Consider the following 20,136-nt stretch of genomic DNA (forward strand, 5'->3'; position numbering starts at 1 on the left):
GCGTACGGCATGGTGCTTGTGGTGGTCTTCGGAGTCGCGCTCCTGGTGGCGGTACTGCTGTCCGGTCTGGCTGCCCGGACGGTGCTGTCCACCTCTTTTCTCTTCCTCGTCGGTGGCGCCCTGGTCAGTGACGGCTTCCTCGGTCTGATCCACATCACGCCGGACAGTGAGATCGTGGCCGCCACAGCCGACCTGGCGCTGTTCGCCGTGCTGTTCACCGACGGGATGCACGTGTCCCTGCCCAAACTGCGGGCGAACTGGAAGAATCCGGCCCGCGCCCTGGGGCTGGGCATGCCGCTCGCGTTCGTCTTCATGGGGCTGGTCGCGCACTTCCTGGTCGGGCTCGACTGGACGACCGCGTTCCTGGTCGGTGCGGTGCTCGCACCTACCGACCCGGTGTTCGCCTCGGCGATCGTCGGGCGGACCGAGGTCCCGGCCAAACTGCGCCAGCTGCTGAACGTGGAAAGCGGCATCAACGACGGCCTCGCTCTGCCCGTCGTACTCGTACTGATCGCGGCCGCCGGTCCGACGGCCGCGAGCGCGGAAGCCTCACCAGGCAGGATCGTCATCGAGCTGCTGCTCGGTCTTGTCTTCGGCGTCGCACTGCCACTGTTCGTCAGTGTCCTGGTCCGCTTCCGGCTGCTCGGCGCCGAGCCCAAGCTGCAACCGTTGCTGCCGCTGGCCACCGGGATCATGCTTTACGCCGCCTGCCACCTGACCCACGCCAACCCTTATCTGGCGGCTTTCTCCGCTGGAGCGGCTCTCGCCCACGTCTCACCCGAGGCAAAGGTGTCTTTCGAACCTCTCGGCGAGGCGCTGGCGGAACTCGCGAAGTTCGCGGCACTGCTGGTGTTCGGCGCACTGCTGACCCCGAGGTTGTTCGCCGACCTGTCGTTCGGCGGCTACGCGGCCGTGATCCTGGCCATCGTTCTCATCCGCCCGGCCTCACTGCTGCTGTCGCTCTTGGGCACTCGCCTCTCCCGCAAAGAGAAGCTGGTGGCAGCGTGGTTCGGACCGAAGGGGTTCGCCTCGGTGGTCTACGGGCTGCTGGTCCTGCAGGCCGACATCCCGCAGGCACAGGAGGCGTTCACGCTGATCGCGGTCTGCATCGCGTTCTCGATCATCGCCCACAGCTCGACCGACGTCCCGATCGCCCGTGCCTTCGACGTGGAGGATCTGGCCGGCATCCCAGAGCCGGACGAGGACCCCACCGGCCGCCCCATGGAGGTTCGCACCGATGTGCGCACATGAGTCGGACCCCGGGCGGCTGTGTGTCGACCACGGGCAGCATCCTTACGCGATCGCCCCCCTCAGGCGGCCGACGGCACAAGAGGTACTCAGCTGTCACCGCTCCCCTGTTCCGGAGGGAGCTGCTGTCTCGCCCTACCACTTCGGCGCGGTCACCGCCGATGCCCTATCCGAGTACTTCGCCGGAGGATCGTGAACGACTTCCACAGCTGGGCAGCCGTCGTCGTCTTCGTCGGCGCTTACGCCCTGATCATCAGCGAGAAGATCCACCGCGTCGCCGTCGCGCTTGGCGGCGCGGGCCTGATGATGGCGATCAGGGCCACCGACGACAAGTCGGCCTTCTACTCCGAGCACAGCGGCATCGACTGGAACGTCATCTTCCTGCTCATGGGCATGATGATGATCGTCGGCGTTCTCAAGAAGACCGGCATGTTCGAGTACCTGGCCATCTGGTCGGTCAAGCGGGCTCGTGCCAAGCCGTTTCGGGTGATGGTCATGCTCGTCGTGATCACCGCGGTGGCCTCGGCTCTGCTCGACAACGTCACCACAGTCCTGCTGATCGCCCCGGTCACGCTGCTCGTGTGCGAGCGGCTCGCGCTGCCCGCCGCCCCCTTCCTCATCGCTGAGGTCTTCGCCTCGAATGTCGGCGGCACCTCCACACTCGTCGGTGACCCACCCAACATCATCATCGCCAGCCGCGCGGGATTGACGTTCAACGACTTCCTGGTCCATCTGGCCCCGATCGTGGTTGTTCTGGTGCTCGTGCTCCTCGCGCTGTGCCGGGTGCTGTTCCGCAAGGACTTCGTCTATGACGACGACCGCGCCACGGAGATCATGGCGCTGGAGGAGCGGGAGGCCATCAGGGATCCCCGTCTGCTGGTTCAGGGGCTGATCGTGCTGGGACTGGTGGTCGCCGGATTCGTGCTGCATCCCGTGCTCCACTACGAACCGAGTGTCGTCGCTCTCCTCGGTGCCGGACTGCTCATCGCCGTCTCGACGGCGGAGACCGGTGAGGTGCTGCAAGAGGTGGAGTGGCCCACCCTGGCCTTCTTCGCCGGCCTTTTCATCATGATCGGCGGCCTGATCGACACCGGTGTGATCAGTGAGATCTCGCGGCAGTTGGCCGACCTGATCGGCGGAAACGAACTCGGTGGCTCCCTCACCCTGCTCAGCGCCTCCGCCGTGCTTTCCGGCATCGTCGACAACATCCCCTACGTCGCCACCATGGCACCGGTCACCAGCGAACTCGTCCGCGACATGGGTGGCGCGAGTGACCACGTCATGTGGTGGGCCCTTGCCCTCGGCGCGGACCTCGGCGGTAACGCCACCGCCATCGGCGCCAGCGCCAATGTCGTGGTGCTCGGCATCGCCGAACGCAATCGACAGCCCATCTCCTTCTGGCAGTTCACCAAGTACGGTCTGATCGTCACGGCGGTCACCGTTGCGGTGACGATCGCCTACGTATGGCTGCGCTACTTCGCGTTCGCATGACCCGTCGAGACCGGACCAGCAGCCCGATCAGCGCCCCGAAGCGGATATGTCTACCGCCGGCACGGCCCCTGCGATGTCGCACCCTTGTCGAGCACCGCCAGAGAAAGGGTGAACACCCAGGCCGCAGAAGTCGGCCTCCTGAGCACGCACCCGGGGAACTGGGGAACGGGGCGTCCACTGCGCGGACAGCCACTGGGATCGCGCCCTCATGAGGTGGCCTTGGCACAGCGGTGCCCACAGCCGCCGGGCACTCCAGCCGGAAGGAGCCACGGCCGCCGAGCAACACAAGACCAACGAACTCTTCCTCGCTGACCGCAACGGCACCGTGATCGGGCGGTTGCGATTCCGCGTCTGCCGCGACTGCGGTACCGGCCGCATCATCGACGTCTGGGTCCCCGACGAGTGGCAACGCCAAGGACTCGGGCGGGAGGTCGTCCACGCCCTGTTTCTCCGCTTCCCAGGGCTTCAATGGAACACCACGGCACAAACCCTTCCGGGACGGCTGTTCTTCAAGACGATGTCCGAGGAGACGTCGGCGCCGTTACAGCCGGGCCGCCCGCTTTGCCCACATGTGGCGGGACGGTTCACGCGGGCATGGCGGCGAGCCGTCAAGCCGGTCGCCTGGATGTTCCACTGAGGACGCGACCCGATTGCCGGGCTTCGGCGGCAGGGCACATGTGAGGCATGGTCAGACGTCGTCGTCGGGCCACCCCAGGAGCCTCGCGCCGATCACCGCGGTCTGCAGGGCGTAGCGATGGACGGGGTCGGCGGGGTCTGCGCCCGTCAGCTTGTGGACGCGCTCCAGACGATAGGTGAAGGCGCGCACACTCAGGTTGAGACGACGGGCCGCCTCCGCCGCGACGCATCCGGAGTCGAAGAACACGGTCAATGTGTCCACCAGGGGACCCGCCCCTCCGCGCCCGGCCTGCAGCGGACCGAGGGTGCTGCGGACGAGGTCGGCCATGGCTTGCCGGTCCCGGGTCAGAACGGGGTAGACGAGGAGATCTGCGTAACGCAGCACCGGTTCACGGATCTTCAAGCGCCCTGCCAGGTCCAGGGCGTTAAGGGCTTCCCGTAGGAATGGACGACGCCCCCGGCGCCCGGGTGGGGCCGCCCGATGGCGACTTGGCCGCCGTCGGTGACCGCATAAGCCTCCTTGGCGAAGAACGCCAGGACGTCGCCTTGGTCCCCCGGCGCGATACAGATCAGCCGCCCGTCTTTCGTGGTGAGCAGGATGCGTCACTCGCCGAAGCGCCCGATCACAGCGCTCTCCACCTGCCGTGTGGCAGGGTCGGTGTCCTCGACCGGTTTACCGCCCCGCGCGACGGCGACGGCATGGGCACGAGACAGGAGCAATCCGAAACGTTCCGCACGCTCCGCCAGATAGCCCAGGTCGCTGCGGCTGTAGAGCAGGTCGTCGATGAACTCCCGTCGAGCGGCGGCCTCCTGCCGAACGGCGAGGCCCTGCCCCCGTTCATGCCCCTCCGCGAAAGCGTCCGTCGCCTGCGCGACGACGGCGAGTACTCGATCACCTTCCGTGGAAGACAGGCTCGGCCAGATCTCCCGGGCCACGGCGAGCTGCCGCCTGACCAATGCTCGCAGCCCGAAACCCGCCTCGGCAGCCCGCTCGCCCCCAGCCCTCAGGGACTCCAACTCGTCCCGTGTGAGGCGCCGCCCCGTGGCACACGACTCGGCGAGTATCACGCCGTAGCCCGCCAGGTATTCGTCGGGAACCCTCTGCCCTGCCTCACACAGTGTCGACATGTTCCTCGCTCGCGCGGGACAGGCGTGGCACATCTCGGGCCGCGGAAGACGCGGGCACAGACGATGCCGAGGTGTGCCCGGCACCACTGTGACCGTTGATGATCGCAAGGGGCTCCGCGCCGCCGTGCGACGGAGCCTGCGGCACTGCTCCTGCCGCCCCTCACGTGCCTCCGGCCAACCCTGACGGATCCTTAACGCCGCACTTCCGCCCTCTTGACGTAGTGTCGAAACCGGAGTGCCGGGAAGCCTGGTCGGCGAAGTGTCCTGTCCCCAACAAGTCCGTCCTCAAGGACGTCAAGGAAGGTCTTCGCGTGACCCTCTCGAAGTCGGCTGCCACCGCGGCCGCTCCGGCTGTCGTGTCGCACGGCCGCACACCGCGCCGTTCCGTCCTTTTCTTCGCCTTTGCCTTCGCGGTGATCGCCGATCCGGTATCCTCCGTCGCGTACGCGATCGAGGCGGCCCTGCGCGCCCTGCACGGCGACCTGGCCTTGCTGCTGCCCACCATGAGCCTGGTGATCGGACTGGTGGTAGTGGTCACCGCCAACTACTGGCAGCTCGTGCGTCGCTTCCCCAAGGGCGGTGGCGCGGCAGCCGCGGCGGCAAAGGCGTTCGGGGCACGTTGGACGTTCCCGCCCATCGGTGCCCTGGTGGTCGACTTCGTGCTGACCATCGGCATCTCCATCGCGGCCGCAGCCAGCGCGGTCATCGCCCTCTTTCCGGGCCTGGCCGCCTGGCGCATCCCACTGGCCCTGGCGCTGCTGGTGGTAGTGGCCGGACTCACCTGGTTCGGGCACGCCGGGCGGCTGCTGTTCGCCGTCATGACCGTCGCCTTCGTCGTCGTTTCCGTTGCCGTGCTCGTCCTCGGTTTCGCCGCGCCGAACGCCACCGGCCACGCGGCCGCGTCCAGCGCCCCGGCCCACTCCGCGGTCATGGCAGTCGTGCTGGCCTTCCCGGTCGCCATGGCCCTGGCCACCGGCGTCGAGGCCCCCTCCACCGCGATCGCCCAGCTCGGCCAACTCGACGACACCCACCGCCGCCGCTTCGGCCGCGGCACCCTTGCCTTGTTGGTGGTCATCGTCGGCGGCCTCACCCTCGCCCTCACCGCTCTGGCCGTGCAACTGCACATCGGCATCCCCGGCGCAGACTCCACCCAGATCGCCGACATCGCGCACGCCGCCGCCGGACCCGGCTGGTTGTACGGCGCCTTCCAGCTGACCAGCTCGCTGCTGCTGCTCGCCGCCGCCAGCTCCTCCTTCCAAGCCGGCCCCGGCCTGCTCAAGGCCCTGTCCGGCACGCCCGAGAAGCCCGGGGTGCTGCCGCCGGTCCTCGGCCGGACCAACCACCACCACACCCCCTACTGGTCCGTCCTCGTCTATCTCGCCGCCGCCGCGCTCATCATCGTCGCGGCAGCCGGCCAGGAACAGGAACTCGTCCTGTTCTACGCGGTCGCGGTCTTCGTCAGCTTCCTGGTCGGCCTGCTCGCCATGACCCGCTTCGCACTCAGCGAAGGCAAGCGCGCGCTGGCCTGGGTGAACGGCGTCGCCGCGGCAGCCGTGGCCTTCACGCTCGCGGTGAACCTGCTGCGCGGCTGGCCGGTGCTGTCCATGGTGGCCACTCTTCTGATCGCGGCCGGCCTGTACGTCCGCTGGAACCGTGCGGGCCGCCCCAGCGGCATCGAGGACATCGAGGCCCAGGCAGAAGCGGACTGACCGACGGCGGCGACAAGTCGCCCTCCCTGTCGCTCACTCCGTACGAACGCTCCTCCCTGCCTTTCGGGGCGGGGAGCAGCTCCGCCCCGCTCGCTTGTCCGGAACACGGCACCAAGAAAGCGTAAAGACTGCCGGAAGCAGGCAATGTCAACGGCGGGCCGCCCGTGTGAGCATGCGATCACCGATGGAGAACTTCGAGGAAGGCGGTGAGCGCGGATGGCTTGGTTGCTCGGCATCGGCATCGCGGGGGTCGTACTGCTCGTGCTGTCTCTCGTTCTCGACGGTCTGCTCGAGGGGCTCTTCGAAGGCGTCGGAGTGCTGGACGGACTGTTCGACGGGCTGCTGTCCCTTCCGGTGATCGCGGGTTTCGTCTCCATGCTCGGCTTCGCCGGTGTGATCGCCATGGGCACCACGGGAACAGGGGTGGTGGGGGCCACTGCGGTCGGTGTGCCCGCCGGTGTCGCCACCGGGTGGCTCACCTACCGCTTCGGTCGAGCGCTGATGAGTGACCGATCCGGTGCCGCTCCGCGCGACGATGATCTGATCGGGGCACCGGGTTCCGTCGTCACGGCCATCCCGACCGGCGGCTACGGCGAGGTGCTGGTGCGCCTGGCCGGTCAACCCGTGAAGTTCGCAGCCAGGAGTCACGTTCGGCTGGCCAGGGGCACCGAGGTGTGGGTGGAACAGGTCCTGTCACACAGTGCGGTGTCGGTACGTCCCGTCGAACGCTGAGCGGCCGAGCCGTTCTCCGACCGGCCTTTTCAGCCGCGTCCCTCCGATCTCCGCATCACTTTCATCGATCCGCCGTCCCGAGGGAGGGCTGAGGGGAAAGATCATGAGTTCAGTCGTCATCGCCACAGTGGGAATCCTCGTGCTTCTCGTACTGCTGGCGCTCGTCGTCATCACCCGCTACAAGGTCGCCGGTCCGAGCGAGGCCTTCATCGTCACCGGGCGGCGGGGCAAGAAGGCCACCGACCCGGAGACAGGCCGGATCTTCACCGACAACAGCGGGCAGAAGGTCGTGGTCGGCGGTGGCGTGTTCGTCGTGCCGTTCGTGCAGCAGAAGTTCACCCTCGACCTGTCCTCCCGGCACATCCCCGTCGCTGTGCGCGGGGCGGTCACCCTGCGCGGGGTCAAGGCACACCTCGAAGGCGTCGCGATCGTCAAGGTCGGCGGCACCGAGGACTCGATCCGCGCCGCCGCGCAGCGGTTCTTGATGCAGCAGGACGGCATCGTCGGCTTCACTCAGGAGGTGCTCTCCGGCGCACTGCGAGCGATCGTGGGCCGGATGTCGGTGGAGGACATCATCCGCGACCGAGCGGCGTTCGCCGGGCAGGTCGCCGAGGAGGCGGAGGCCAGCCTTTCCGGGCAGGGCCTGGTCCTGGACGCCTTTCAGATCCAGGACATCACCACTGAAGGGTCCTACCTCGAAGACCTCGGCCGCCCCGAGGCGGCCCGCGCCAAGCAGGAGGCCGACATCGCCGAGGCCGTCGCCCGACGGGCCGCCGAACAGGCCAGGCTCAAGGCCGAAGAGGAGATCGCCGTCGCGCAGCGGACGTTCGCACTGAAGCAGGCGGAGATCAAGGCCGAGACCGACGAAGCCGCGGCCCGCGCGGCGGCGGCTGGTCCGCTCGCCGAGGCTGCTCGGCAGCAAGAGGTGCTCAGCGAGCAGGAGAAGGTCGCCGAACGGCAGGCCGCGCTGACCGACCGGCAGCTCGACACCCAGGTCCGCAAGCCCGCCGACGCCGCCCGCTACCAGGCCGAGCAGGAAGCGGAAGCCCGCAGGATCGCCCTGGTCAAGCAGGCCGAGGCAGACGCACAGCGTGCCCGGCTGACCGGTGAGGGCGAAAAGGCCCAGCGCGCCGCACTCGCCGCGGCCGTACGCATCGAGGGCGAGGCCGAGGCCGCTGCGATCGGGGCCAAGGGCGCCGCCGAGGCCGAGGCGATGCAGAAGAAGGCCGACGCCTTCGCCCAGTACGGAGACGCGGCTGTGTTGCAGATGCTCGTCGAGGTGCTGCCCCAGGTCGTCGCCAAGGCTTCCGAGCCGCTCAGCGCGGTGGACAAGATGACCATCATCTCCACGGACGGCGCCTCACAGCTCTCCCGAACGGTGGCCGACAACGTCGCCCAGGGTGTCGAGTTGCTCTCCTCGACCACAGGAGTCGATCTCGCCGAACTCCTGAAAGGCATGACCAGGCGGGCCGGTGCCTCGCAGCCCACGACCGCGGCGCCCGCCGAGGCCAACGGGAAGGTCGAGATCACCGGTTGACCGGCCAGGCTGTCCGAGCGGGCCCGGGTGGTTGAAGAACCTCCCGGGCTCGGTGACGGAACCGGCTGTTCTCCGTGACCTGGCCGGTGGTAAGGGAGTCCTTGCCGCTCACACGGCGGCTATTCGAGAAGGGGAGCGTGAGACGTGTTCCCGTGGGTCTGGCTGATCACTTGGTCCGTCTTCGTAGTGCCTTTGGCAGTCGCCTCCTTGCGAGGCTGGGCGCCCCGGCGCGTCCGCAGCCATACGAGCCCATGGGGAATACGTGTCCGGGGCGTCGCGATGCTCGTCATATGGGTCGGCGGTCTGCTGCCGCTGCTGAGGTGGAGCGGCTTGCTCGGCCGGGAAGCAGCGTTCTTCCTCACCATCGTGCAGGCCGGCTCGTTCATGCTGGCGGCCGGACTCATCAGCGGCTCACAGCTGAATGAGTTCTTCAGACGACGCGCCATGCATCCGCTGTCGGCGGACGAGGGGCGCGGTAGCGGTCGACCGTCCCGGTGAGGGCGATTGGGCGCAGTCGCGTAAGTTTCGCGTCGATGACCTGGCTTGCGTTCGGGATGCGTACGACGCTGGGTACAGAGACTTTCCTGCGGAGGAGGAGCCTGCCGTGCGCGCTCGTGACCTGGCGGTCGAATACCAGACGGTGAGCGTCGACAGCGACGCCCTGGACGCGGCGCGACTGATGGCCGAGCACAAGTTGCCGGGTCTTCTGGTCCTGGACGGGCGAGGCGAGCCGACAGCGATCCTGCCGGCCTCCCAAATGGTCAAGGCGCTGGTGCCCGCGTACGTCATCGAGGATCCGACCCTTGCGGCTGTCGTCGACGAAAAACACGCCGATCGGCTCTGCCAGGCGCTGGCGGGCCGCAAGGTGGGTGATTGTCTCTCCGGCAAGGCGGCCCCACCTCCGATCGCCAACCCGGACGACACCGCGCTGGAAGTCGCCGCGCTGATGGCACAGGTGCGCAGCCCGCTGGTGGCTGTGGCCGAGCGCGCCAAGGACGGAACGCACCTGGTCGGGGTGATCACCGCCTCACATCTTCTGCATCAACTCCTCGAGGCCTCAGGTTCGTTGGGCACCAACTGACCGAACTCGGAGCGTGTCGGCGGCACCTTCGACCACGCTGCCCGTGGAACGCAGATCGGGGCGGCATGTATCGCTCGCCGTGCTCCGGTGCCCGGCCTCCACGTCATACGCCGGCCCGCGTCCTCAGCTTCCGGTGAGCAGGTGACGGACGACGTATCCGGCAGAGTCCACGCCGGAACTGCCGCCTTCGACGAGGGCGGCGACAGCGACACGGGAGTTGTACGCCGTCAGCCAGCCGTTGGTGTGGTCGCCCTCCTCCGCCGTGCCGGTCTTGGCGCCGACGCCCGCCAGACCGCCGAGCCGCGGGGCGGCGGTGCCGCTGGTGGCCACAGAGCGCATCATCGACTGCAGGTAGCCGGCCGTGCGGGTGGAGATGGGCGTGGGCGCGGTGTGCTGATGCTGCCCGGGCAGGATGATTGGTTGCTCGAAACCGACGTTGCGGACGGTGGCCGCCACGGAGGCCATGAACAGGGGTGTGGCCGTGACCCTGCCCTGCCCGATGAACTGCGCCGCCTGGTCGCCGCCTTGCGCGTCCACCGGGATGCTCGGGTCGGTGGTGGCGACGCCGCCTCCGATGGACCAGTTGCCCATGCCGAACACGTTGACAGCCTCGTCGTGCAGTGCGGAGGCGTTTCCGTCGTGCACCAGGTAGTGGAAGCCGTCCTTGATGAAAGCGGTGTTGCAGGACACCGTGAAGGCCTGGGCGACCGTGGAGGCCGCGTTGGGCCGGACGCCCGAATCGTTGTGGAACAGCTGGCTGTTGGCCATCAGCGAGTCCGTGCAGGGAGCGGGGCTGTTCGGAGTGAGACCGACCCGGTCGAAGAGCGCCGCCGATGTGATGATCTTCATGGTGGAGCCCGGGGACTTGATGCCGTTGACAGCGATGTCACCGTCCGCGCCACTGTGAGCGAGCGCGAGGATATGCCCGGTCCTCCAGTCGAGCGCCACCGTCCCTGCGGGCTTGCTCTGCAAGTGGGTGTCGATCACCGCATTCTCGGCCACGGCCTGAAGATGCGCGTCGATGGTCGTTTTGATCACGGGCGGCTTGCCCTTGGTGAAGACCTTCAACACCTTGACGCCGGCGCCGTCCGCATCCACGGCAGCCACCCCGGTGCCGGTACTGCCGCCGACGGGGGTGCCGTTCTTGCGGATTGTCGCCGCGATGTCGTGAAGAGAGGAGAAGGTGGCCAGGTCCGTCTTGCCGTCGCTCGCCACGACCTTGGCGGTGCTCGCACCATCGGGAAGCTTGCCGGCGGTGAGCGACTGGTCGTCGGTCAGACCCGGGTAGAGCACCGACTTGTTCCAGTGCACTGCGAGCCGGCCGTTCGTGCTCTGCCGTACTGCCACTGCGCTCGGATACGTCCAAGTGCCACCGGCGACACGGGCAGTAACGTTGAAAGCGATCTTGGTCGCGCCTGCCGTGACCGTCGAGGGACCTGCGGACGTGAGCCCTGTGAACGCGATCGACTTGAGATGCAGATCGTCTCGGTATCCCCGCAGCGCCGTCGCGGCCGTGCCTGATGAGTCGGTGTCGTTCGCCGCCTTGTCGAAATGCTGCGTGGACCAGCTCTCAAGGAAGGCGCGGGCAAGCTTGACAGCCTTCGTGTCCGACGGCGGCTGGCTGGACACCGCCGCAGGATCGAAACTCTGCGCCGCCTCGGGATCACCGTTCCCCGTCGTCCCTGAGGACATCGCCTGCACCACGTTGTAAGCGCCGATCCCCCGAGGACGAGCAGCGCTGTACTCGTACCGGCTATGCCGATCTTCACAGCTCTCTTCATGCTGTGAAGCGTATGTTTCTTTGCACTGTGCAGGTATCCAAGACGGGAGATCGTTACCAGACCGTCGGTTCCGATCACCACACGTGTTCGCCATGCGACCACGACTGGACAGGAACGCTTCGCCGACCCGTGCACCGGTGAGGCGCCGAAGCCGGCGAAGCGTTCGACCAGCGAACGGGTCAGGCGCGAGCGCGCGCCATGGCCGTAGTCGCCAGTCCCAGGATCACAGCGACGGCTCCCGTGATGGTGTTGCTGACGATGGTGCCCGTCGTCGCCGAGGCGTTCTGCACCACCCAGGGTGCGACGATCGCCCAGGCACCGATGCCGGCCGCCGCCCAGCCCATGCCGAAGGTCCGCTCGAAGACCGAGCCGAAGCCGAGGGCCAGGACTGCCAGAGCGATACCGGTGACGAGGTTGCTCACGGCCAGCGGGTTGCCGCCGAACCCGATCACCCACGGGGAGATGGCCAGGTACAGACCGGTGAGCAGGGTGAGGCCCTCCGTCGCCTGCGCGGACGGCTTCGCCGAGTCTCGGCGGCCCGAATCCGCATCGCCTGGATGTCGGGATGTTCCTCGATGCGGGAGTGCACGGCCATGTCGGCCGCCTCCTTTCTGCACTCTCACTTTCTCCTTGCCCCCTACGTATCCTCACGAGGGCAAGGCTTGCACTCCAGGCCGATCAGGCACGCAATCCCCTGTCGATGGACGAAGAGCGCACTCCCGGGCAGGGCGGCTCGCTCGGGACCAGGCTCGGCACAGAGGATCCCCGACTGGAACAGATCACCGAACTGCTGGCCCTGAGCGCCTGCTTGCCGAAGCGGCCGGATGGGGAGCGCAACATCAACAAGCTGTACTTCTTTGACTGCCTGACACAACGGCAGGTGGCGGACGCCATCGGTGTCTCACGGATGCACGTCTCGCGGCTGCTCAACCGTTCATGCACTTTCCTGCGCCACCGTCTCCTGTCCGACTGAGCCGGCCGTCACTTGGCCCCGTCGGTCCACCTCTGGGGCGGTCCGCCGCCGTTGCCGATAGACCGCCTCGCTCACAGGCCGGTCGCCCCGGGCTGGCGCCGCCTGGTATATGGTCTTCCGGGCGTTTCCCGACCGCCGTCGCCCCTCAACGCCTATCTGCATAGCGCTGTCGAACCGGACGTCGCCTGATCGCTCGCGGATCCCGCGACCATCACTGGGCAGTCGGCCATCACGTCGGCGTGGCGGCAGGCAGGCGAGACTCGCAGGCACGTGCCTCCAGACGTATTTCGTCGCCCTGACCGCGAACCCGACGCCGATGACGGCTGGGTACTCGGCCGACCGGTAGGAGAGGGCGGCGGATCAGCAGGGACGACCTTGACGCCGAGGCCTGTGCAGAGTGCAAAGGTTCTGAGCACACCGCGGTCCGGGTTCGTACATACTCCTGATCCACCCAGCCCCCGGACCAGAGGACGATACGTGGCACGACGACAGGCGGGCGGAAGCAGGCACGTGGTCGGCGCTGCGTTGGCGGTGGTCGTCGCGCTTGGCTGGCTGCTGCTCGCGGGCGCCCCCTCGGCCTCCGCACACGCGGTCCTGACCGACAGTGCCCCCGGCGACGGCAGTGTGGTGCGCAAGCCACCGAAGCAGGTCACCGCGACGTTCGACGAATCCATCGCGCTGGTCGAGGATTCGATGCGGGTACTGGACCCAGACGGCCGTCCGGTGGCTGCGGGCGACCCCCACCACGCAGGTGGTGAGAGCAACACCGCTCAGGTAGCTCTGGACCGAGGTTTGGGCCAGGGCACCTACACCGTCTCCTGGCGTGTGGTGTCGGCGGACAGCCACGCCGTGTCCGGCGCGTTCACCTTCTCGATCGGCGCGCCGTCGGCGACCCGCGCGTCGGCCTCCCCCGCGCCGGCTGTGGATGCGGGCGTCAACACGTTGTACGGCATCGCACGGTTCGTCGCCTACGCCGCAGTGGCCCTGCTGATCGGCATCGCCTTGTTCGTCCTCAGTTGCTGGCCCACGGTGACGGCCGTGAAGGTCGCCCGTCGGCCGTTCGCCGTCGCATGGTGGAGCCTGACGGTGGACACCCTCACGCTGCTTCTCCTGCGCGGGCCCTACGACAGCGGCGGCGGCCTGACCGACGCCCTGGACCCGGAGTTGTGGCGACGCACGATGGACAGCCGCCCAGGAATCGCCCTGCTGGCCCGGCTGTTGCTGCTGCTGGCGGCGGCCGTCCTGCTGCGCCTGCACCCATCCGAGGCGAAGCCCGCGCGACGATCCCTCGTCGTGGGCTGCCTTCTCTGTCTCATGCTCGCCACCACCTGGACCGCGGCAGAGCACGCCGCAGCCGGCATCCAGGTGCCCTTGGCTCTGGCCTCCTCGATACTGCACCTACTGGCCGTGGCGGCATGGTGGGGCGGTCTGTCCACCTTGCTGTTCGCGCTCTACCGCGCACCGGCCGAAAATCCGCTGCCGGCCGTCGCCGTCGCACGCTTCTCCCGCCTGGCTCTGCTCTCGGTGGCCGTCCTCGCTGTCACGGGCATCTACCAGTCCTGGCGCGGGCTGGGCACGTGGGAAGCGTTCTCCACCCCCTACGGCAGGATCCTCGCGTTCAAGATCTGGGCCGTACTGCTGATGCTGCTAGCGGCGTCCTACTCGAGACGCTGGACCGCCCAGGTGCGACAGGTGCCGGCCGAGGAAAGGAACTTGGTCGCCGCGGGAGTGGGAGACGGGGCCGCCCCCGACCACTTCCCCGTCCCGAGGCTGCCCGACGGCGACGGCCCGACGGTGTTGGAGGCGTCCCGACTCAGACTGCGCCGATCCGTGCTGGCAGAAGCGGCGGTCGGTGTGGTGGTCCTCGTTCTCACAACCGTGCTGACCGGCACCCAGACCGGCCGGGCAGCCGCCGAGAGCGCCGCCCCGGTGAGCCGGGTGCCCGGGCAGCCCGACATCTCGCTGACTCTGATTCCGTACGACACCGGCAAGAACACCCTCTCCGGGCGCGGCAAGGTTCAAGTCTCCCTCTCGCCGGGCCGAACCGGCCGGAACGTGGTGGAGGCTTTGGTCTACGGCGCCGACGACAGCCCCGTGACCATTCCCGAACTGCGGCTGTCCTTCACCGACGAGAGCCGGGAAATCGGTCCGTTGGATGCCGGACTCGTCGACGAGCGCGGCTACTGGGGCAGCGACACCCTCAACCTCCCCGTCTCCGGCACTTGGACGATGAAGGCCACCGTCCGCGTCTCCGAGATCGACCAGGTCACCGTGGAGAAGACCGTGACGATCGCACGGTGAAGCGTGGGAATGACGCCGGTGGCGCCCGGCGCCGCGTCTGCCTTCGGCGAGATGGGGCTTCCACGGTCCGGGAGTGGCAGACACGCTTCCCGACGTCTCGCACCGATTGCGGGACCGCGGCCAGGACACGGGCCGGAAGCATGCCCCGAAAGCGACCTTGGCATACTGCAAAGATGGAAGGCACCCGCACGCGAACGTTTCTTGCAATCACCTCGTCCTTCACACTGGCCGCACTGGCGGCAGGCTGCGGGAGCGGCGCGCCCTCACAGGAGAGGGCCTCCGCATCCGCTACCGGCAGGGCCGTGGTCGGCTCAGTCCATCTGGAGGTGGCCGACGTCGACTTGACGATCAGGGACGCCGTCGCACACCTCGATCGCTCCGGTGACGGCTGCCTGAGCATGACCATCCGCAACGACGACGGCGTCCCCGAGCACCTGGCCATGGTCGCCACTCCCGGCGGCGGGCGGGCCGACCTGGCCGGCGCCGAGTCGGCCGAGGGCAGCGGCTCACTCTCCACCGCCGGGATCCTGCTCGAGGATGGCACCACCGTCGCCTTCCGCTCCCCGAAGGGCGGCAGCGGACCCCGGGTCCTGCTCCGCCACGTGCGCGGCGTCACCGCCGGGCGCACGCTGCCGCTGACCCTGCAGTTCGGCGTGGCCGGACTGGTCCGCCTCCAGGCGCGCGTCACCTCATAGGGAACACGATGGCCGAGGGTGAAGCGCACGACTGGTCGTCGAATGGAGCACCGGGCATGCCGCATGCCGGTGGCGCCACGACCGCCACGGCGGTCGGATGAAGGCCCCTTGGGGCGCCGGTACGCGGCCGGTGGAGCCGGTGAGACATTGTGATACGGCATCGGTCACACGGAGGCGCGACGCATGGCAGACCGCAGCAGCGGCTGGGGCGGGCTGTCGGCGGATTCAGGAATCGGCGCAGACGAACGGTGACCGCCCGGATCGAGCGGGTGGCGATCTTGCCCTCTCGCCTCGGTACCCCTACCCGACAAGCCGGGTGACGCGCGCTCATCACGCCGCGGAGGGGTGTCCGGCACAGGCGCCTTCGTGATTCAGGCGGGTACTGCGGCGAGCCGACGCAGCGACGGCCGCTGTCTGCCGACGAGCGTGGTGCCCGCGATACGGCTTGCCCCAGGCAGACCGGCGAACCGCAGGGCCGTCCGACGCAGTTGCAGTCGCCGCGGCGACGCAGGCACGAACCAGCGGGCCATCCGACGGGCGGCATGCTGCCTGGCGACGATGACGGGCCGCCACAGGCGTTCATATCCCGACAGCGCGTCCTCGATACGCCGGGCACCGGCGAGTTGGTCCGCCAGGACATAGGCTCCGGCAACGGCCAGGGAGGCGCCCTGCCCGGCCACCGGGGACACGGCGTGACAGGCGTCCCCCACCAGGACCACGCGCCCGCGACTCCAGGAACGCACTTCGGTCTGGGCCACCTGGTCGTAGTAGATCTGCGAGGAGGACGGACAACCTGACAGGGCGCGGGGCACGTGCCAGCCGAGTGCACCGTACTCGTGACGCAGGGCGGCTCGTGCGTCCTCAGGGCGGCGGGGATCGTCACTGCGGTGGACGGCGAGGGCGGCGACCTTGCCGTCTCGCAGGGCATACAGACCCATCTGGCGGTCGACGGAGTCGGTGAGACAGAAGCGATGACCGAGCTCCCTGTGCACCTCGGGGTCGTCGAAGGTGAACGCGGCCGTGTGGTAGCCGAGATAGCGCACGTACCGTCGCTCCTCGCCGAAGACCATGGCCCGCACGGTGGAGTGCAGACCATCGGCACCGACGAGCAGATCGGCGTCAAGGGTGGTGCCGTCGGTGAGCGTAACGCGGACACCGTACGGACTCGGGTCGATGCGAACCGGGCCGACCCCGAAGCGCAGGCCGACAGCGAGGGAGAGACGTTCTCGCAGAGCGAGCTCGAGGTCGGGCCGCATGATGCTCAGCAACCGTCCGTTCAGGGACCGCGCGAGACGGCCGTACTCCAGACGGGCGTGGCAGTGGCCGCGGTCGTCGAGAAACTCCGCCTCGGAGACCGGGTAGGCGAGCTCCTCCAACCAGGGCAGCACTCCCATGGCCTCAGCCGCGTCATAGCCGGGTCCGAAGAAGTCGGTCATGTAGCCCTCGGTGCGGGGGCCCGGCGCTTTCTCCAGGACCACGACGTCCCAGCCGAGGACGTTGTGCAGACGGCCGGCCAATACCAGCCCTGCGACGCCGGCCCCGCAGATCACTGCTCTCATCGGTGTGCCACATCCCTTTCGCTGCCTGGCGTTCCTCCCAGACCACACTTTTGCATTATGCAAAACATATGTGCAAGGGGGCGCGCCTCTCAGCCGCGGTGCTGCGGCGATCGCGATGAACGTGACGACGCCCCGATTACTTCCAGGTGGTCCTGGCGCCGATGAGCCGGAAGGTCGAGCCGGCGAGGTGGGTCTGGTTGAAGCATCCGCGGCATTCGCGTACGAACGTGTGAGACGGTCCGCACGGGGCCCTTCGATGTCAGCCGCTCGCCGCGCCCGGACGGCACCTCGTTCCGTTTCCTTCGCCCCACACGCCCTCGACGCGGTCACCGAACCGTCTTCCGTCGCGGACAGCGGCGAGGCCGAGCCTCGCGCCCTGCAAGGCGACCTCAGGGCTGCCGGGCGCTTCGGCCCGGAGGCACCCCCAGGTACCGCAGCCGGAGCCGGGCCGGACCGCTCCCGCTGCCGGTCGGCCGTGGCCCATCCCCGCGACGGCCCTGATCGCCATGGCCACTTCGCCGGGACGGACGGGCACGCCGGTCCACGCTGTCGCCGGCGTCGTCGTGGGCTTCCTGATCGAACCGCTCGCCGCGACCGGATCCGCCCGACCGCAGCTGAGGAAACACCTGTCCCGCCTGAACGTCCTGGTCACGGCAATCGCCGCTTCACCCCCCGGTGCCCCATCGGCCGATGCCCTCCTTGCCGGCGACTCATGGTCGTGTCCCGAGGGAGGAAAGGCGCGCCCTGTACGGGCCGGGCAGCCCGCGGGCAACGGGGACACCGAGGCGGGCGAGCCCCGCTCACTGCATCAGTCTTCGTCGTCCGCGCGGACGACGAGCACGGGACAGACGGCATGGTGCACGCAGTGGTGACTGACGGAACCGAGGAGCATGCCCGTAAAGGCACCGTGACCGTGGCTGCCGACCACCAGGAGGTCGGCAGCCCTGGCCGCCTCGGTCAGCACCGCGGCCGGATGGCCCTCAACGACCTCGAGGTCAGCGGGGATCTCAGGGTGTTCGCCCAGCGTCTCCTCGACCGTGCGCGCCAGGCTTTCACGAGCCTGTTTCTCGAAGTCGCCGCCCGAATAGTCCGCCGGCATACCGTAGGTGGCCGGAAGCCGCCACGCCTGGACGATGCGCAGTGCAGCGCCGGTCAGCCCGGCCTGGCGAGCGGCCCAGCGCAACGCCGCTCGGCTCGCATCGGATCCGTCGACCCCCACCACGATCACAGGCCGAGACGTCAGATTGCTCACGTTCCACCTCCATGTCCTCTCCGCCCGTCAACGCTGCCGCAGGCGTTCCACCTGCAGCATGGGCCCTTCGGCCCCGGGAGAGGATGCAAGGTCCCGATTAGCCACACCCTTGACTCGTTTTGCATAATGCAAATATGGATGTCGAAGCACGGAGTGCTCGCGGGACCGCGACGGATGGAAAGCATGTGACCAGCACAGCCATGAGTCGCCTCGCCCCCGCCCCGGCGCCGGGGGGTCTGCGCGCCGCACCCTGGGCTCTGATGGCGCTGGCCGTCACCGTCGGCGCGGGGGCGGGGGTCGGCTCGATCGTCTTCCGCTGGTGCATCAAGACCTTCACCCACCTGCTCTCCGGCCATGCCGACTACGCCGCTTCCCCCGGCGCCGGCAATCCGCACCTGCCCTGGCTGGGCCGGTACTTCGTGGTGCTCGCCCCCGTCGTCGGCGGCCTGTTGTACGGCCCCCTGGTGAACCGGTTCGCCAGGGAGGCCCGCGGGCACGGGGTGCCGGAGGTGATGCTCGCCGTCGCCCAGCGCGGCGGGCGGATCAGCCCCAAGGTCGCCGTGGTCAAGACGCTGGCCTCCGCCCTGTGCATCGGCTCGGGCGGCTCGGTGGGCCGCGAGGGCCCGATCGTGCAGATCGGCTCGGCGCTGGGCTCCACGCTCGGCCGGGTCACGAAGGTGACCGAGGGCAGGATGAAGCTGCTGGTCGCCTGCGGCGCGGCGGGCGGCATCGCGGCCACGTTCAACGCCCCCCTGGCCGGCGTCTTCTTCGCCATGGAACTCATCCTGAGCACCTTCAGCGCCGAGGCCTTCGGCGCCACCGTGCTCGCCAGCGTCACCGCGAGTGTCATCGGACGCGCCGCCTTCGGCGACAGCGCCTTCCTGAACCTGCCCGACTTCCATGTCGACCATCTCTCCCAGTACGCCCTGTTCGCGGCGCTCGGCGTCGGAGCCGCGGTCGTCGGGGTCGGCTTCTCCCGCTTCCTGTACCTGATCGAGGACGCCTGCGACGTCGCCTGGCGCGGCCCGGAGTGGCTGCGCCCGGCGGTCGGCGGCCTGCTCCTGGGACTGGTGCTGCTGGCCCTGCCGCAGATGTACGGCGTGGGCTACCCCGTCCTGCAGAAGGCGACCGAGGGCCACTACGCGGTCGGCTTCCTGATCCTGCTGCTGCTCGGCAAGATGCTGGCGACCAGCCTCACCATCGGCATCGGCGGCTCGGGCGGGGTGTTCGCGCCCAGCCTGTTCATCGGCGCGATGCTGGGCTCGGCCTACGGCATCGGCGTCCACCACCTGCTTCCCCACTCCGCCGGCGCGGTGGGCGCCTACGCCCTGGTCGGCATGGGCGCCGTCTTCGCCGGCGCGGCACGCGCGCCGATCACGGCCGTGGTCATCCTCTTCGAGCTCACCGGCGAGTACTCGATCATCCTTCCGCTGATGCTCGCCATCGTCCTGGCCACCGCCACCAGCCGTCTGCTGACCCGCGACACCATCTACACCCTCAAACTGCGCCGCCGCGGCATCGACCTCGAAGGCCCCGCTCCCGGCGCCCCGATCGGCTCCCAGCACGTCGGCGCCGTCATGGAACCGCTGCCCTCGCCCCTGCCCTCGTCCACGCCCCTGGCGGACTCCGCCGATCTGCTGAGCCTGTCGGGCCACGGAGCACTGCCGGTGGTCGACGACAGGGGCGCGTATGTCGGTGTCGTCACCGCGCAGACAGTCGCCGAGGCCCTGGCGGAACAGCCCGAGGCGGCACCGACCCGGGTCGGGCAGCTGGCCGAATCCCCGTCTCCGATCACCGTCGGCCAGCCCCTGGCCCAAGCCCTGCACACCCTGCTGTCCGCCGCCGGCACCGGCCTGCCCGTCCTCGACGACGCACACGGCACGCCCGTCGGATGGCTCAGCCACCAAAGCGCCCTCCGCGCGGTCCACAGGACCGTTTGAGGATGCTGGCAGCCTCATGCGGAGCGGTCGGCATCCACCACTGCGAACACTTTTGCACTATGCAATAAGGGGT

At 68.7% G+C, this 20,136-nt stretch carries 16 protein-coding genes and 1 pseudogene; 12 read left to right on the forward strand and 5 right to left on the reverse strand.

Annotated features, from left to right (window positions below; genetic code table 11):
• The first annotated feature begins 9 nt into the window (after positions 1–9).
• The 3 genes from LN251_RS36895 to LN251_RS36905 all read left to right on the forward strand — a co-directional run bounded on the left by LN251_RS36895 (position 10) and on the right by LN251_RS36905 (position 3,376).
• Positions 10–1,251, forward strand: a complete 1,242-nt coding sequence (locus LN251_RS36895; RefSeq protein WP_458249501.1) for a cation:proton antiporter — start codon at positions 10–12, stop codon at positions 1,249–1,251.
• A gap of 189 nt (positions 1,252–1,440) precedes the next feature.
• On the forward strand, positions 1,441–2,739 hold the full coding sequence (locus tag LN251_RS36900; RefSeq protein ID WP_458248524.1) for an SLC13 family permease: 1,299 nt from the start codon (positions 1,441–1,443) through the stop codon (positions 2,737–2,739).
• A gap of 208 nt (positions 2,740–2,947) precedes the next feature.
• Entirely contained in the window at positions 2,948–3,376 is a 429-nt protein-coding gene (locus LN251_RS36905; protein WP_458248525.1) for a GNAT family N-acetyltransferase, read from the forward strand.
• Between the two features lie 51 nt (positions 3,377–3,427).
• Here LN251_RS36905 and LN251_RS36910 read toward each other — a convergent pair.
• Positions 3,428–4,503: pseudogene (locus tag LN251_RS36910) on the reverse strand (PucR family transcriptional regulator).
• Positions 4,504–4,814: 311 nt separating this feature from the next.
• Between LN251_RS36910 and LN251_RS36915 the strand changes: the two are divergent.
• The 5 genes from LN251_RS36915 to LN251_RS36935 all read left to right on the forward strand — a co-directional run bounded on the left by LN251_RS36915 (position 4,815) and on the right by LN251_RS36935 (position 9,562).
• Positions 4,815–6,212 carry an amino acid permease gene (locus LN251_RS36915; RefSeq protein ID WP_458248526.1) on the forward strand — a complete coding sequence of 466 codons (1,398 nt, stop codon included), beginning with the start codon at positions 4,815–4,817 and terminating at the stop codon, positions 6,210–6,212.
• 216 nt (positions 6,213–6,428) lie between these two features.
• Positions 6,429–6,944 carry a hypothetical protein gene (locus LN251_RS36920; RefSeq protein ID WP_458248527.1) on the forward strand — a complete coding sequence of 172 codons (516 nt, stop codon included), beginning with the start codon at positions 6,429–6,431 and terminating at the stop codon, positions 6,942–6,944.
• 103 nt (positions 6,945–7,047) lie between these two features.
• Entirely contained in the window at positions 7,048–8,481 is a 1,434-nt protein-coding gene (locus LN251_RS36925) for a flotillin family protein (protein WP_458248528.1), read from the forward strand.
• Between the two features lie 279 nt (positions 8,482–8,760).
• Positions 8,761–8,979 carry a hypothetical protein gene (locus LN251_RS36930; protein WP_362996050.1) on the forward strand — a complete coding sequence of 73 codons (219 nt, stop codon included), beginning with the start codon at positions 8,761–8,763 and terminating at the stop codon, positions 8,977–8,979.
• 106 nt (positions 8,980–9,085) lie between these two features.
• Positions 9,086–9,562, forward strand: coding sequence for a CBS domain-containing protein (locus LN251_RS36935; RefSeq protein ID WP_458248529.1), 477 nt, complete (start codon positions 9,086–9,088; stop codon positions 9,560–9,562).
• A gap of 123 nt (positions 9,563–9,685) precedes the next feature.
• Here LN251_RS36935 and LN251_RS36940 read toward each other — a convergent pair whose 3' ends face one another.
• Positions 9,686–11,266 carry a penicillin-binding transpeptidase domain-containing protein gene (locus LN251_RS36940; RefSeq protein ID WP_458248530.1) on the reverse strand — a complete coding sequence of 527 codons (1,581 nt, stop codon included), beginning with the start codon at positions 11,264–11,266 and terminating at the stop codon, positions 9,686–9,688.
• Positions 11,267–11,522: 256 nt separating this feature from the next.
• Positions 11,523–11,795, reverse strand: coding sequence for an SPW repeat domain-containing protein (locus tag LN251_RS36945; protein WP_458248531.1), 273 nt, complete (start codon positions 11,793–11,795; stop codon positions 11,523–11,525).
• Positions 11,796–12,043: 248 nt separating this feature from the next.
• Between LN251_RS36945 and LN251_RS36950 the strand changes: the two genes are divergently transcribed.
• The 3 genes from LN251_RS36950 to LN251_RS36960 all read left to right on the forward strand — a co-directional run bounded on the left by LN251_RS36950 (position 12,044) and on the right by LN251_RS36960 (position 15,312).
• Positions 12,044–12,316 (forward strand): sigma factor-like helix-turn-helix DNA-binding protein, encoded by a 273-nt coding sequence (locus LN251_RS36950; protein ID WP_458248532.1) that lies wholly within the window; start codon positions 12,044–12,046, stop codon positions 12,314–12,316.
• 477 nt (positions 12,317–12,793) lie between these two features.
• Positions 12,794–14,617, forward strand: coding sequence for a copper resistance CopC/CopD family protein (locus LN251_RS36955; protein ID WP_458248533.1), 1,824 nt, complete (start codon positions 12,794–12,796; stop codon positions 14,615–14,617).
• A gap of 302 nt (positions 14,618–14,919) precedes the next feature.
• Positions 14,920–15,312 (forward strand): hypothetical protein, encoded by a 393-nt coding sequence (locus LN251_RS36960; protein ID WP_458248534.1) that lies wholly within the window; start codon positions 14,920–14,922, stop codon positions 15,310–15,312.
• Positions 15,313–15,683: 371 nt separating this feature from the next.
• On the opposite strand, the gene LN251_RS36965 is transcribed toward LN251_RS36960, so the two are convergent.
• The gene (locus LN251_RS36965; protein WP_458248535.1) at positions 15,684–16,871 is read right to left on the reverse strand and encodes an FAD-dependent monooxygenase; all 1,188 of its coding nucleotides are present in this window, start codon (positions 16,869–16,871) and stop codon (positions 15,684–15,686) included.
• An 808-nt stretch (positions 16,872–17,679) separates the two neighbouring features.
• Positions 17,680–18,123, reverse strand: coding sequence for a universal stress protein (locus LN251_RS36970; RefSeq protein ID WP_458248536.1), 444 nt, complete (start codon positions 18,121–18,123; stop codon positions 17,680–17,682).
• A 260-nt stretch (positions 18,124–18,383) separates the two neighbouring features.
• On the opposite strand from LN251_RS36970, the gene LN251_RS36975 reads away from it, so the two are divergent.
• Positions 18,384–20,063, forward strand: coding sequence for a chloride channel protein (locus LN251_RS36975; protein ID WP_458249502.1), 1,680 nt, complete (start codon positions 18,384–18,386; stop codon positions 20,061–20,063).
• Positions 20,064–20,136 lie beyond the last annotated feature (73 nt).

It is taken from the genome of Streptomyces sp. MAI_2237, from assembly GCF_054189285.1.